Source organism: Parendozoicomonas verongulae, from assembly GCF_009711465.1.
In the GTDB taxonomy this organism is placed as follows: Bacteria; Pseudomonadota; Gammaproteobacteria; order Pseudomonadales; family Endozoicomonadaceae; genus Sansalvadorimonas; species Sansalvadorimonas verongulae.
Map to the genome: position 1 here is coordinate 1 of NZ_SMME01000776.1, position 13780 is coordinate 13780.

12 protein-coding genes are annotated in these 13780 nt (G+C 51.1%); 8 read left to right on the forward strand and 4 right to left on the reverse strand.

Translation table 11 applies throughout. The annotated features are described in order from the left end of the window. Nucleotides 1–199: 199 nt before the first annotated feature. Nucleotides 200–997 carry an enoyl-ACP reductase FabI gene (fabI, locus tag E1189_RS06445; RefSeq protein ID WP_155159218.1) on the reverse strand — a complete coding sequence of 266 codons (798 nt, stop codon included), beginning with the start codon at nucleotides 995–997 and terminating at the stop codon, nucleotides 200–202. Nucleotides 998–1197: 200 nt separating this feature from the next. On the opposite strand from fabI, the gene E1189_RS06450 reads away from it, so the two are divergent. Then, the gene (locus tag E1189_RS06450; RefSeq protein WP_155159219.1) at nucleotides 1198–2148 is read left to right on the forward strand and encodes an SET domain-containing protein; all 951 of its coding nucleotides are present in this window, start codon (nucleotides 1198–1200) and stop codon (nucleotides 2146–2148) included. 207 nt (nucleotides 2149–2355) lie between these two features. Here E1189_RS06450 and E1189_RS06455 read toward each other — a convergent pair whose 3' ends face one another. Beyond that, nucleotides 2356–3279, reverse strand: a complete 924-nt coding sequence (locus tag E1189_RS06455; RefSeq protein WP_155159220.1) for a response regulator — start codon at nucleotides 3277–3279, stop codon at nucleotides 2356–2358. A 108-nt stretch (nucleotides 3280–3387) separates the two neighbouring features. Between E1189_RS06455 and E1189_RS06460 the strand changes: the two genes are divergently transcribed. The 6 genes from E1189_RS06460 (at nucleotide 3388) to E1189_RS06485 (ending at nucleotide 10621) form a co-directional block, all read left to right on the forward strand. Next, on the forward strand, nucleotides 3388–4065 hold the full coding sequence (locus E1189_RS06460) for an ABC transporter ATP-binding protein (RefSeq protein ID WP_155159221.1): 678 nt from the start codon (nucleotides 3388–3390) through the stop codon (nucleotides 4063–4065). Further along, nucleotides 4049–4852, forward strand: coding sequence for an ABC transporter permease (locus E1189_RS06465; RefSeq protein WP_155159222.1), 804 nt, complete (start codon nucleotides 4049–4051; stop codon nucleotides 4850–4852). Before E1189_RS06460 ends, E1189_RS06465 begins: the two co-directional genes overlap by 17 nt. Nucleotides 4853–4912: 60 nt before the next feature. Continuing rightward, complete coding sequence (locus E1189_RS06470) at nucleotides 4913–6064, forward strand: ADP-ribosylglycohydrolase family protein (RefSeq protein WP_196221263.1); 1152 nt, start codon at nucleotides 4913–4915, stop codon at nucleotides 6062–6064. Nucleotides 6065–6186: 122 nt separating this feature from the next. Continuing rightward, the gene (locus E1189_RS06475) at nucleotides 6187–8499 is read left to right on the forward strand and encodes a DNA translocase FtsK (protein ID WP_155159229.1); all 2313 of its coding nucleotides are present in this window, start codon (nucleotides 6187–6189) and stop codon (nucleotides 8497–8499) included. A gap of 14 nt (nucleotides 8500–8513) precedes the next feature. Next, a complete protein-coding gene (gene lolA / locus E1189_RS06480; protein WP_155159224.1) occupies nucleotides 8514–9263 on the forward strand; it encodes an outer membrane lipoprotein periplasmic chaperone LolA in 750 nt (249 codons plus the stop codon). Then, nucleotides 9260–10621 (forward strand): replication-associated recombination protein A, encoded by a 1362-nt coding sequence (locus E1189_RS06485; RefSeq protein ID WP_155159225.1) that lies wholly within the window; start codon nucleotides 9260–9262, stop codon nucleotides 10619–10621. The genes lolA and E1189_RS06485 overlap by 4 nt, the downstream gene beginning before the upstream one ends. A 19-nt stretch (nucleotides 10622–10640) precedes the next feature. Here the strand turns inward: E1189_RS06485 and crcB are convergent, their stop codons facing one another. Then, complete coding sequence (gene crcB, locus E1189_RS06490) at nucleotides 10641–11033, reverse strand: fluoride efflux transporter CrcB (RefSeq protein WP_155159226.1); 393 nt, start codon at nucleotides 11031–11033, stop codon at nucleotides 10641–10643. Nucleotides 11034–11311: 278 nt separating this feature from the next. Here crcB and serS point away from each other — a divergent pair, with 278 nt between their 5' ends. Further along, on the forward strand, nucleotides 11312–12604 hold the full coding sequence (gene serS / locus E1189_RS06495) for a serine--tRNA ligase (RefSeq protein WP_155159227.1): 1293 nt from the start codon (nucleotides 11312–11314) through the stop codon (nucleotides 12602–12604). An 84-nt stretch (nucleotides 12605–12688) separates the two neighbouring features. Here the strand turns inward: serS and E1189_RS06500 are convergent. Beyond that, a partial coding sequence (locus E1189_RS06500) for a protein-tyrosine phosphatase family protein (protein ID WP_155159228.1) occupies nucleotides 12689–13780 on the reverse strand: 1092 nt, incomplete at its 5' end.

The following is a 13780-nucleotide window of genomic DNA, read 5'->3' on the forward strand; positions in this document are numbered from 1 at the left end:
GCAATCTCACCAAACATAAGCGCACCCACATAGGAGACAAGCCCTTTTCCTGTGGCTTTGACGGATGCAACAAAACGTTTACCACATCCAGCAATGTCACCAGACACAGATACAAACACACCCTGCCCAACAGGAAAGATGAGTGACCCGGTCTGTCCTTATGCTCTTTGCTCACCCTCCCCCGGGAAGAGAAACAGACTTAAGCTTCTTCCAGAGAGCCCATGGCTGTGATGTTGAAGCCACCATCTACATAGGTGATCTCTCCGGTTATACCGCTAGCCAGATCGGAGCACAGGAAAGCGGCTACGTTACCCACTTCCAGCTGGGTGACATTACGTTTCATAGGAGCACGGTCGGCGTTGTAGTTCAGCATCTTTCGGAAGCTGCCAATGCCGCTGGCTGCCAGAGTACGGATAGGGCCGGCAGAAATGCCGTTCACGCGAATGCCTTCAGGGCCGAGGCTGGTAGCCAGATAACGAACGCTGGCTTCCAGGCTGGCTTTTGCCAGGCCCATGACGTTGTAATTCGGCATGGTGCGTTCTGCACCGAGGTAGGACAGGGTCAGCAGTGCGCCGTTACGGCCCTGCATCATCTCACGGCCCGCTTTCGCCAGAGCGATAAAACTATAAGAACTGATATCGTGAGCAATTCTGAAGCCTTCACGGGTAGTCGCGCTGGTAAAATCGCCAGACAGCTGGTCGCCAGGGGCGAAGCCTACAGCGTGAACAATAATGTCAAGACCATCCCATTTTTTACCCAGTTCAGTGAAAACTGCTTCAATCTGGGCGTCGTCGGCTACATCACAGGGGAAGCACAGGTCTGCTGAGGAGCCCCAGCCTTCGGCAAATTTTTCGACACGACCCTGAAGCTTTTCCGTCTGGTAGGTGAAGGCCAGTTCAGCACCTTCCCGGTGCATGGCTTCCGCAATGCCATGGGCGATAGACAGCTTGCTGGCTACACCCACAATTAGTACACGTTTTCCCGTGAGAAAGGACATGTGCTCTTCCTTTGGCTCTATGACAGTAAAAATTGAATCGCACCAGTATAGAGAAACCGTACCTCTCTTTCGATAACGATATGCGGTGAATATGTAAGCTATTGCATCATTATGTGAGCAATACCAGGCTACCTGACTTATTTACTTCCTGGGGTTCTGTCATAGAGTGAATAGATAAGGAATTGTGGAATTGAATACAAATGCCGGATAAATCTCGTATTCGCTCGGAGGCCCCCCATACTTCAGTGATTCTTCCTCAGCATCAGGATGAATCAAACCAACTTGGTAAGGCGGTGAATCAAGACGGTACCCGCATGTTGGATCGAGTCGATAGTCAATTCAGTGATCAAATGGAGGATGATTGGGAGCCACGTATTACACTAGAGGGCATTCCGGTTATACCCGTTACGCTCCCCCCCGATTACATGCTTCTACGTGATAAAGATGACGAACCCGTTAAACCACGCAAGCGTAAAACAACGGCTATCAAGACTCTTACTCGCTACTGGGACAACAGGGCACCTCTCCATCAGTTCGGACACGAGGCTGAGTGGCTCCATAAGCGTTTAAGCAGTGGTCAGCATAAAACCCGACTGACTCTTCCCAGGAATGTGCGGCCTAAAGGCATCCATCGCTCACTCACCAGTACAGTGACTTGGGAAGGTATTGTCGAACGCTGGCTGACTATGGATGCTCGCACCCGTGCTGGTGAACTCGAACGCAATATCAAGCATGTTGCTATTAAGAATGATGACCCACGCCTGGGGTTGCGGGGGCAGAGTGGGGCTGTTGCTGCTCGAAACATTGATGCATTTACCGTACTTGGCCCTTATGTCGGTAAGTACTGTCATGGGAGAGACCAGCAGGAAGAGCAGAGTGTGCACGGCCATAATGTCGGACGTTATGGGGTGGACTGCTCCATGGACGCTGTCCGGCTGGATCTGTGTGGGTACGGCTATGGTAATGTCACTGTGTGCATCAATGCCAATACGACCTACCGCCCTGGTGATGTTGTGAAGGCTGCGAATGCTTTTTTTGCCATGGTTGTATACCGGGGCTGGCCCTACGTGTTTGTTGTCACTCGCAATGCAGTGGCTCAGGGGGATGAGATTCTGGTGGACTACGGGCGGTTCTACTGGCTCGGTCATTGATACCCTTATGTTGGCTATCCTTCTCCCATTCTTTTGGGTGGAGATGTGCAATGAAATCACGGAGATGGATGTGTCTCAGGATGACAGTACTGGTCTGCTCCATAATGACGATGATACGTGGCTATGCCGACACAGCCATTTTTCTATCCCTTCTACGGAGCAGGATCTCCTTAGCTAAGTACCCGGACCATTGCTTTGGGTACTTAACTACAGTACCAATGCTGCAATCAGAGCCGATACTCCAACAGCTATGCCTGCAGTACCTACCATCTGGGCACGGGATGTTGTTTGTAAAAGAGCCTGATGCTCTTTGTGAACAGCGTCCATAATGGCCTGCTCTTGCAAGAGGAGAGTGGAAACCAGTTCCTCCTTTAGCTGCTGTGTCAGCACAGTTTTGAGTTCATCGCTGATCTGCTCAACTAACTCTTCATCACTTTTTCTTTCTGCAAACTGCTGGCGCACAGCATATTTGATCTTGCCATCCAGCTCTTCATTCAGTGTATCGATGAGCTGTTGTTGCAGCTTGGCAGTGCGGGTGTTAATGATGCGTAACTGTTCCTCCTGTTGATCTTCAAACAGCTGGCCGACTTTTTGTGAGAGTCGAGTTTCCAATGCACTGTTCAGCGACTCTGCGAGTGTGGCAACCTGACTTTGAAGTGAGTCTTGTAACTCAGAGGCCAGAGCAGGGCGAAGCGTATCTGTAAGTGTTTCCAGCAAGTGGCTGTTATCTGGAGCCGCCTCTGTCTGGGTGGGTGGTACTGGTTCGATGAGATTGGTTAAAATGCGGATCAGGGTTCCTTCAGGGGCCGGTTTAGGCAAAATGGCAGAAGCACCATTCATTATTGCTTCGCCTTCGTAATCTGCTCCTTCCCGGGATGTGCACATAACAATAGGAATTGTGGTTGTCCGGGGGTTGGCCTTGATAGCTTTGGTAGCCTCAAATCCGTCCATGCCTGGCATCAGATGATCCATAAAAATTACATCAGGCTTTGCTGTTTCTAAAAGGTTGAGTGCAGCTCCTGCAGATTCTGCAAAGAGTGTGTCAATGCCTTGTTTTGATAGCATTTTCTTGAGGGAATAACGGGCAGATCTTGAGTCGTCAACGACGAGGGCCTGAGTGATTTCTGTCATGATTGAGTTAGTGTTTATTTGTTATCGTTGGCGTTCTTATACCACTATCAATTCCCCAAATAAACAACACCGGTCTGAAACTGCAACAGGTATCCTGCAAGAAGAAAAATGATAACTTTAAGAAATATTTGTGTGACTTATCAAGGCGTACAGGTTTTGCACGACCTGTCCGTTGATATTAATACTGGGGACTCAGCCGTTCTTGTCGGGCCATCCGGTGGAGGAAAAAGCACCCTGCTGAAACTACTTCTGGGGGGCGTGAGCTGGGATAAAGGCGAGTATCAGTTTCAGAGAGAAACGGTAACCCCTGAGACGATTGCAACTGTACGTACCCATTGCGGTTATATTGCTCAGGAATCTCGCTTTCTGGATGCCAGTGTACGAGAAACTCTGCTGCGCCCTTACAGCTTTGCAGCTTATCGTTCGTGCCGCCCCAGTGAAGAGACTATGAACATGCAGCTGGAGCAATTACTGCTGCCCGACAATGTATTGGATAAAAAAGTCACTGCCCTTTCGGGTGGCCAACGACAACGGGTGAACATTGCTCGTACTCTACTGCTTAACCCCAGTGTCATTATTGCCGATGAGCCCACATCGGCTTTGGATGATGAGTCTACCGATGCCGTGATAGCGCTGCTGTTAAACGGACAGAAAACCGTGATTTCCTCATCACACGACTCCCGCTGGATATCACGGTGCAGCCGCGTATTCACTATGGAGCACGGACATATGTTTGAGACTGTGGCCATGGAAGAGGGGGAGGGGGGATATGTCCAGCGTGGTTGATATTTCTCTAGCGAACCTGCTGGGCTTTGTAAGTCTGCTGCTGCTCCCTCTGCTTCTTTTGCAGAGGTGGCAGCTGATAGATGTCAGCAAGGATATGGTCATCAGTATTGGGAGGATGGTGGCGCAGCTGTTGTTGGTGGGTTTGTATCTGAAATACCTGTTTGAGCTGAATCACACCGTCGTCAATATTGTCTGGTTGCTGATTATGATGACGGTAGCCAATACCAATATTGTGCGCAGGGCCGGGTTGCGATCTATGAAGTTGCTGGTGATTACACAGATCAGCCTGTTACTCTCTATTACTGTCGTGACGGGGCTGTTTCTGGTGGTGCTGGTACAGCCGGACTCCCTGTTTGATGCCCGCTACTTGATACCGATTGCGGGTATGCTGCTTGGCAATTGTCTGCAGGGTAATATCCGGGCGCTGGAAGTTTTCTTTGGAGAGCTGAAAGATCAGGAAGAAGCTTATCTCTCTGATCTGCTTTTAGGTGCAACGGTACGTGAGGCCGTTGAACCGGCCCTGAAAAAAGCATTTCGTTCGTCCCTGACACCCATACTGGGCAGTATGGCCACGTTAGGCATTGTGTTTCTTCCCGGTATGATGACAGGCCAGATTCTGGGTGGTGCCTTGCCCTTTATTGCAGCCAAGTACCAGATTGGCATTATGGTGGGTATTTTTATGGCCGTATTCTGCGCTATCGCTCTGAACCTGCAACTGTGTTTGCGAGTGGCTTTTAATCCGTTTGGTGTGTTGGATAAATCGGTGCTTCTTCAGCAGAGTGAGTGAAATGCAGCTATTGTCTTCTGTCTCAGATGTCTGGTTCACACTTTTGGGAAGGTGATGGCAGTGCAAGGCTTGAGATATAGAGCATTCAGGAATATCGCGTTGTTCTGGCTGGTATGGCTCATGGGTTGCGCCAACCAGTTGCAGGCGCAGAGTACGTCTCAGCAGCAAAAGGTCACAGACGCGATGAATGCAACAAGGCCAGAACGCGCTGCAGGTGCAGTTATCGGGTTACTGGTCGGGGAAGCTCTGGGAATGGGCACTCAGTGGTACTACGACATGGACGTACTGCACAGAGATCATGGCATCTGGGTGAATGACTATGTTGACCCCAAACCCGATGGTGACCATGCCTTCGCCAGGGTGAGCAAGCTTCGTTACGATCAGGGGCTGCGGGCCGGGGATGTGGCTCAGAGTGGTCAAATCTATATGTTATTGCTGGACAGTATTATTTCGGAAGGTCGTTTCAACTCTGCTGATTTTTTCCGTCGGCTGGATGGCTTGTTTACCACTCTTAATGGGGAGTCTTACTCCGGTCGTTACACAGAGAGCCTCTATCGTCTTTTGCTGGGTAAACGCCGTGATGGTATAGCTTGGGATAACCCGGCCATGGCAACCAGTCAGGACAGTGCGGATGGCGCCGAGCTGATTGTCCTGCTCGCGGCTCTTTATCCAGAACCCGAGACGTTTGTACGGGAGGCAGACCGTTTCCTGAAAGTATTTTTTACTGATGCTTTTACCCGTGGCAATCAAATTACCTACGGGCTTGTCGTTCAGGGTTTGATTAACGGTGCCGGGGTTCAGGATATCAATGCCTACATGAAGGGCTTAAGCAAGAATAAGCAGATTTACACGCGGGTGGGTGGCTATGATCGTTTTCTCACTCCGGGCTACGGCGCTATAGCCCAGCAGCAAGATCTGGTCACCATTAAAGAACCCAGGTACATCAGTCATGTTTACGGTATGGATTGCCAGTTTATGCATCTGGTACCTGCCGCTTATTACCTGCTTTATCGTTTCCCGGATAACTTTGAGATGGCAACGCTGTCAGCCAGTAATGGAGGTGGCAATAATATGGCCAGAGCTGCATTGACTGGAGCACTGGCCGGTGCTGTCAATGGTTTAAATGGGATTCCAGAGCGTTTTATTAAAGGCTTGGCTGACGGTGAAAACCTGATTCGCAAAGCTCGTCAGGTAAGTACTCTTATCAACTGATTTTCATAGCCTGCGGAAAAGCCATACAATACAGAGATGTAAGTGCAGACAACACGGATGCGGCGGGCAGTGTGAAGAAAGGGAAAAGCTCTAACTCAGATAAAAAAACATCCCGGGCTGCGATGAAAGCTGCTGGCAATAACAGTGCAGCAGGCAGCAGCGCAGTGAAAAGCTGGCTGGCCGTACGTCTGCAAGAAGGATTGATGCTGACGTTTATTGTGCTGGGGCTGTATCTGGCTATGGCGATGATCAGCTATTCACCTGATGACCCTGGTTGGACACGCATCGGGCCGGTAGCTGACGTGGCCAACTACGGTGGCCGTGCGGGCGCCTGGTTTGCCGATGTCTTTCTTAGCCTCTTTGGTTATCTGGGCTTTCTCTTCCCATTTCTGCTTTTGTTCCGTGCCTGGACGGTGTTCCGGGATCGTCATGATCCCGCACCGTGGAATGGCGTGATGCTCATATTACGCTTTATTGGGCTCGTACTTTGTCTGGTGTGCGGGGACGCTCTGTTGAGTTTGCATCTGGATGGTCACACGGGTATGCCGTCGTCAGAAGGTGGTATTCTTGGTCGGCAGACTGTTGAAGTTGTTCTGCCAGTGTTGAGTCTCCATGGCACTACGCTGGTGCTTTCTGCACTTCTCCTGTTTGGTGTTACGCTGCTGACTGATTTGTCCTGGTTTGCCCTGATGGATGGGACAGGTTATTACACCCTGAAACTCTTCTCCTCCCTGACAAAAAGTATGCTCTGGTTGCGGGACTACCTGCGTGGACTGGAAGAAAAGCGCGCAGTGACCAAAGCCAGGAAGGAACGGGAGCAAACGCTGCTAGAGGAAAGGGCGCGCCAGCAACGCAGGGAGCCGCCCCAAATTGCACCACCACCCAAGTTGCCAGAAGTCAGTGCCAAGGTAGTGAAAGAAAAACAGCAGGTTCTGTTTGAAGAAAGCGCACCAAGTGGCGAAAAACCTGCTCTTGGCTTGCTGGATGTGCCGGATAAAAACCAGAAGAAAGGGTACTCTCAGGAATCCCTTGAGGGGATGTCCCGTCTGCTGGAGCTGAAGTTAAAAGACTTTGGTGTGGTTGCCGAGGTTGTAGCTGTACACCCCGGACCGGTGATTACCCGCTTTGAAATTCAACCTGCGGCGGGCGTGAAGGTCAGCAAGATTTCCAATTTGGCCAAGGATCTGGCGCGCTCACTGGCCGTCATCAGCGTGCGGGTCGTCGAGGTGATTCCCGGTAAATCTGTTGTTGGTATTGAGATTCCGAATGAGGATAGGGAAGTTGTGTATTTCAGTGAACTGATTGCCTCTCAGGTATTCGATAGTTCCGATTCCGCTCTGGCCCTTGCTCTTGGCCATGATATAGCCGGTCAGCCCGTAGTTGCCAACCTTGCCAAAATGCCTCATCTGCTGGTGGCTGGTACCACCGGCTCCGGTAAATCGGTGGGGGTGAATGCCATGATCCTCAGTATGCTGTATAAAGCCTCTCCACAAGAGGTACGGCTGATTATGGTTGATCCCAAGATGCTGGAACTGTCGGTTTACGATGGTATTCCTCATCTGCTTGCTCCTGTCATTACCGATATGAAAGAAGCTGCTAACGGTTTGCGCTGGTGTGTGGCTGAAATGGAGCGCCGCTATAAACTGATGGCGGCCATGGGCGTGAGAAATCTGGCGGGCTTTAACCGTAAGGTCAAAGACGCAGCCGAAAGTGGTGAGCCCCTTCGTGATCCTCTTTATCAGCCGGTATCTTCCGAAGACATAGCTCCGGAGCTGGGAACACTGCCGTTTATTGTGGTGGTGATTGATGAGTTTGCCGACATGATGATGATCGTAGGCAAAAAGGTGGAAGAGCTGATTGCCCGTATCGCTCAAAAAGCCCGGGCTGCAGGTATTCACCTCATCCTGGCAACCCAGCGCCCATCCGTGGATGTGATTACCGGCTTGATCAAGGCAAATGTACCCACCCGTATTAGTTTTCAAGTGTCTTCTAAAATTGACTCTCGTACTATTCTCGACCAGGGCGGTGCAGAACAACTCCTCGGTCATGGCGACATGCTGTACCTGCCACCGGGCACCAGCTTGCCTGTACGGGTTCACGGGGCTTTTGTCAGTGATGAAGAAGTACATCGAGTGGTGGCTGACTGGAAGAGGCGTGGTGAGCCTGACTACATTGAAGAGGTTCTCAACGGCGTATCAGAAGAGGGCGGTGGCGAGTTTGGCGAGGCCGATTCGGAACAGGACCCTCTTTACGATGAGGCTGTTGCCTTTGTGACGGAGTCCCGCAAAGCGTCGATCTCCTCCGTTCAGCGGAAACTGAAAATTGGCTATAACCGCTCTGCCAATATTATTGAGGCTATGGAGCGCGCCGGTGTGATCAGCCCTGCAGGCGCTAACGGTAATCGTGAAGTGATTGCGCCACCGGCACCCCGTTAAAGAAATTGTGATTTATGGATACGACAATGTTCTCAGGTAGTACTCTTTTGCTAAAAAGAGCCTTTAAACCGCTGGCAGCCGCCATGATTATCTCAACGCTGGCGGTAAGCCCTGTAATGGCTTCTCAAGGAAAGGCAGTTGATGATGTCAAAGTGATTTCTCTTCAGGAAAGAGAGGCGGCCAATGAGCTGTCTGCCCTCTTTGCAGACGTGAAAACCCTGAGCGCCAGCTTCGACCAGCATACACTGGACGACGGCGGCAAGCGCCTGCAGGAAAGCCAGGGCACAATGCTGTTGAAACGTCCAGACTTGTTCCGCTGGATTGTGACAGAGCCGTTTCCTCAGGAGGTGGTATCGAACGGTCATCGGGTGAGTTATTACGATAAAGATCTGGATCAGGTCACCTTGCAGGATATGGATAAGCGCACCAGTGCTACACCCGCCTTACTGCTCAGTGGCGATACAACAGAAATCCTGGACCAGTTCATAGTAAAAATGTCCAAGGCCAGTGGTGAGCATTTATTCACCCTGACACCGAAAAGTAACGATAGCCCCTTTCAAGAGCTACAGGTGTCGTTTAAAGACAAAATTCTGAAGGATATGGTGCTGCTGGACACACTGGGTTCCAGAACGCGCATTCATTTTTCTGATGTGAAGATCAACGTCAAAGCAAAAGACAGGGATTTTGAACTGTACGTGCCACCCGGTACGGACGTGATTGATCAAACCTCCACTGCCCTGAATACACCCAAGCCGAAGAAATGAGCACCGGATCACTTTTCTCCGAGCCTGCCACCGTTGCTTCCGGTAAAGGCAAAGGGCAGGCTTACGAACCCCTTGCTGCCCGTATGCGCCCTCGCTCTCTGGATGATTATCTGGGGCAGGAGCATATCCTGGGTAAAGGCAAACCTTTGCGGGTGGCACTTGAGTCTGGCCTGCCTCACTCTATGGTTTTATGGGGGCCGCCGGGGGTTGGGAAAACGACATTGGCTCGTTTGGTTGCCAATGTCTGCGATGCTCGCTTTGAAAGTCTCTCTGCGGTTTTGGCGGGGGTGAAGGATATCCGTGCAGCGGTAGACAGAGCCAGGATGGATCGGGTTCAGTCGGGCCGTCGTACCATTCTGTTTATTGACGAGGTGCACAGGTTTAACAAAGCCCAGCAGGACGCATTTCTTCCCCATATTGAAGACGGTACTGTGATTTTTGTAGGGGCCACTACAGAAAATCCCAGCTTTGAACTGAATAACGCATTGCTCTCCCGTGCCCGGGTGTATGTGCTGAAATCCCTTGGTAATGACGCTTTGCGCAATGTTCTGGATCATGGCCTTGACGATGTTGAACGGGGTTTGGGCAGCCAGAACCTGCAGGTGAGCGATGAAATTCGGGACATCATTGTTCAGGCTGCTGATGGTGATGCCAGGCGAGTGCTGAATCTATTGGAAGTCGCCAGTGATCTGGCCACCGATGGTGTGATTACCCGCGAGATTCTCGAAGGTGTGCTGGTGGACAACCTGCGTCGCTTCGATAACCACGGCGAAGCCTGGTATGACCAGATATCTGCATTCCATAAATCTGTACGGGGTTCCAGCCCTGATGGTGCTTTGTATTGGATGGCGCGGATTATTGATGGTGGTGCAGACCCGCTCTATATCGTACGACGACTGGTAGCTATTGCCAGTGAGGATATCGGCAATGCAGACCCCCGCGCTTTGGAAATTACCCTGAACGCCTGGCAGGCTTTTGAGCGATTAGGGGCGCCGGAAGGTTATCTCGCCATTGCTCATGCGACTACCTACTGCGCTAGCGCACCGAAAAGCAATGCTGTGTACCGCGCTATGGCCGCAGCCTTCGAAGATGTGCGTAGCAACCCGTCCTATGAGGTGCCCATTTATCTGCGCAATGCCCCCACCAAACTGATGAAGGATCTGGGGTATAATGAAGGCTATCGTTACGCCCATGATGAAGAGAATGCCTATGCGGCAGGGGAGTGCTATTTCCCCGAAGAGATGGAGCCAAAGCGGTATTACGATCCATCGGATCGAGGGTTGGAGCGCAAGATCAGTGATAAGTTGAGTTGGCTGGAATCTCTCGATCAGCACTCCAGCCAGAAGCGGAGAGGGTAAGGCGCTGCTCTTCAGACTGTTATTGTGCGCCCCACTGACGCAGAAGGTGCATGGTGTAAATGCCCAGCATGGTCAAGGACAGGGAGCCAATCACGTGCAGAAGAATGCCGGCACCGGCCCAGCCAAAACGTCCTTCCTGAATCAGGCTGACCATTTCTGCGGAGAAGGAGGAGAAGGTGGTGAGTGCACCGAGGAAACCGGTGATAACAAACACCCGTATCTCGGGGCTGGCGATGGAGAGGGCGTTAAGTCCGGGAATCGCCAGCCCAATCAGGTAACTTCCCAACCAGTTCGCTGTAAGAGTACCGAAGGGGACACCGGTGAATAACGGGTTCAGAGCCAGACCCAGCAGCCAGCGACAATTCGCCCCCAAAGCTGCTCCAAAGCCAATGGCCAATACAGATGAAAACATGAGTAAACCTTGATGACCCGAGAGGCTCGAGCCTGTGTGGAATGTAAAAATATTGTAAGAAACAATACTCTTACCCATTGGCAGGATCAATACGCACTCAACTGGCTCCAGATCAAAACATAGAGAAAGATTCTTGCGGGGATATTGCCAATATCGCTGTATCTTTTATTATTGAGCCTGTCTAAAACTGGCTTGACTCAGGCTGGTGGCTGTTTCTCTCCGCTGTTTCTCCTCGAAGCGGCTTTCGATTTACAATTTTTTAAGGTTAATGGATTCCAATGCTGGACCCTAGATTCGTTCGTGAGAACCCTGAACATGTTGCCGAACTCCTTCGCAAGAAGAAGTTTGATCTCGATGTTGAACAGATCAGGTCTCTGGAGTCGGAGCGCAAAACCGTGCAGGCTGCGGCTCAGAATCTGCGTGCAGAGAAAAAGCAGGCTTCCAAACAAGTCGGTAAACTGATTGGTCAGGGCATGTCTGTGGACGAAGCCAAGGCTCAGGTTGCTGAGCAACTGTCTGGTATCGACGCCAAGCTGGTGGAAGCAGAAAGCCGCGAACAGAGCATACTGTCGGAACTGGATGGCATTATGCAGGTGCTGCCCAACCTGCCAGACGCCTCCGTACCAGAAGGTGATTCTGAAGACGATAACGTAGAAGTGCGCCGCTGGGGGACTCCAAAGGAATTTACTTTCGAGCCAAAGGATCATGTTGCTCTGGGCGAAGAGAAAGGTCTGGACTTCGATGCTGGTGCCAAGCTGTCAGGTTCCCGTTTCGTTGTGATGCGCAACAAGGTGGCACGTCTGCACCGTGCGTTGGCTCAGTTTATGCTGGACGTGCAAACTGGTGAGCATGGCTATGAAGAGTGTTACACCCCGTACCTGGTACACGGTCACGTTCTCCACGGCACGGGGCAGCTGCCCAAGTTTGAGGAAGACCTGTTCAAGACCACAGCAGAAGAGCAGGAGAAGCCTCACTATCTGATTCCAACTTCTGAAGTGACTTTGACCAACCTGGTGCGCGAGTCCATTTTGGATGCGGAACAGCTGCCAGTAAAACTGACCGGTCATACTCCTTGTTTCCGCAGTGAAGCGGGTAGCTACGGCCGTGACACCCGTGGCATGATTCGCCAGCATCAGTTCGACAAAGTTGAAATGGTGCGCATTGTTCACCCTGAGACTTCTTTTGATGCACTGGATGAAATGACCGCGAACGCAGAAGCCATTCTTCAGAAGCTGGAACTGCCTTACCGTGTAGTTCAGCTGTGTGGAGGTGATCTGGGCTTTGGTGCCACCAAAACTTTCGATCTGGAAGTGTGGCTGCCAGGTCAGCAGAAGTACCGTGAGATCTCTTCTATCTCCAACTGTCTGGACTTCCAGGCGCGCCGTATGCAGGCGCGTTTCCGTAACCCGGAAACTGGTAAGCCTGAGTACGTGCATACTCTGAACGGTTCCGGTCTGGCCGTTGGTCGTACCATGGTAGCGGTAATGGAAAACTATCAGGATGAAGAAGGCCGTATTCACGTGCCCGAGGTTCTGAAGCCTTACATGGGCGGCGTGGAAGTGATTAGCTGACAGACCATTGTTTGAAAAGCTGTTTGAAAAGACAAGCCGCTTTGGATACAGAGCGGCTTTTCTTTTTGCTGACGGGTGGTGTTTCTAGGGTGTACCGTTCTGGAACCAGGACGCGACCAGATCTTTGAGAAGTTGCAGCTGATCGGCTGTCTGAACAGCACGCCCCCCTCGGGCGCCTCGCATGTCTAATATGACACGCTCTACGGTGCTTTCAATCTTGTTGGGATTGATGTCGCCTTTACGCATCATATTCAGCAGTGCAACACCGGTCATGACTGTGCCGGTTCTGCCAATACCCGCTTTGCAGTGCACCATAATATTTTCAAAGCCGTCGTCACCCACATAGGCAACCAGATTGGAGAGATCTTTTACGGACAGAGCTTCTTTATCCACCCAGTAATCAACATTGAGGCGGCTCACTTGATGGGTTTGGCCTGTCGTGGTGTCATTAATGTGGTAGGTGAAGCGTTTGCCTTCTGCTTGTGTAAGGGTAACCTTCACACCATCATAGACTGTCGTTTTCCCGACCGTTTTAGGGTAATAAGCTGTAAGTCCATCGGCTGCCTGAGTCAGGTCGACAATAAGGCTTGTTTCATGCTGTACGGCTGTTTTCCAGAAACGTCCCATGGCTTGCTCATTATTTTTTGGATATTGGGTGGCGATGGCGAATGTTTTGTCAGGTACGGGCATATAGCTTGCGTGAATTTTTCCGCTCTGTGCCGTGAGTGTACCGTGCTCATCGGGAAGCCACAGGTTAACGCAGGTGTCATCAGGGCATTTTACATCCCGAAAGCGATAACCTTCGGGGCTTATCAGGTTTTTCGAGGCCAGAACGTCTTCTGTTCTGGCATTCAGACTATCAAATTTTTGCATTTTGCCGGGGTTGAGAATACGTTTGACCATATCCTCCAGCCCTCTGTCTTTCCCCTTTATGGGCTCACCGCCGTACTCAATGTCTTTAGCGGCTTTTTGGAGGTCGTACATGGTTGTCTTTTGGTTGCGCTTCAAATAGCCCGGAAGCTTAGCCGCAAACTGCTCTCTGAACGCTTCGACATCCCTGCACTCTTCACAGGACTCCTCCAGGTAAAAATCGGAAAGATACGCAAGCTCTGATCGTGACAACGTTTCTTCTGGTGAGCCTGAAACCTGCCCCGCAGTTTGCAATGATACTTCTGA

Coding starts and splice junctions, on each gene's coding strand:
- E1189_RS06465 (WP_155159222.1), top strand. CDS start 4,049: ATGTCCAGCGTGGTTGATATTTCTCTAGCGAACCTGCTGGGCTTTGTA.
- fabI (WP_155159218.1), bottom strand. CDS start 997: ATGTCCTTTCTCACGGGAAAACGTGTACTAATTGTGGGTGTAGCCAGC.
- E1189_RS06485 (WP_155159225.1), top strand. CDS start 9,260: ATGAGCACCGGATCACTTTTCTCCGAGCCTGCCACCGTTGCTTCCGGT.
- serS (WP_155159227.1), top strand. CDS start 11,312: ATGCTGGACCCTAGATTCGTTCGTGAGAACCCTGAACATGTTGCCGAA.
- E1189_RS06460 (WP_155159221.1), top strand. CDS start 3,388: ATGATAACTTTAAGAAATATTTGTGTGACTTATCAAGGCGTACAGGTT.
- E1189_RS06455 (WP_155159220.1), bottom strand. CDS start 3,279: ATGACAGAAATCACTCAGGCCCTCGTCGTTGACGACTCAAGATCTGCC.
- E1189_RS06475 (WP_155159229.1), top strand. CDS start 6,187: ATGAAAGCTGCTGGCAATAACAGTGCAGCAGGCAGCAGCGCAGTGAAA.
- crcB (WP_155159226.1), bottom strand. CDS start 11,033: ATGTTTTCATCTGTATTGGCCATTGGCTTTGGAGCAGCTTTGGGGGCG.
- lolA (WP_155159224.1), top strand. CDS start 8,514: ATGGATACGACAATGTTCTCAGGTAGTACTCTTTTGCTAAAAAGAGCC.
- E1189_RS06450 (WP_155159219.1), top strand. CDS start 1,198: ATGCCGGATAAATCTCGTATTCGCTCGGAGGCCCCCCATACTTCAGTG.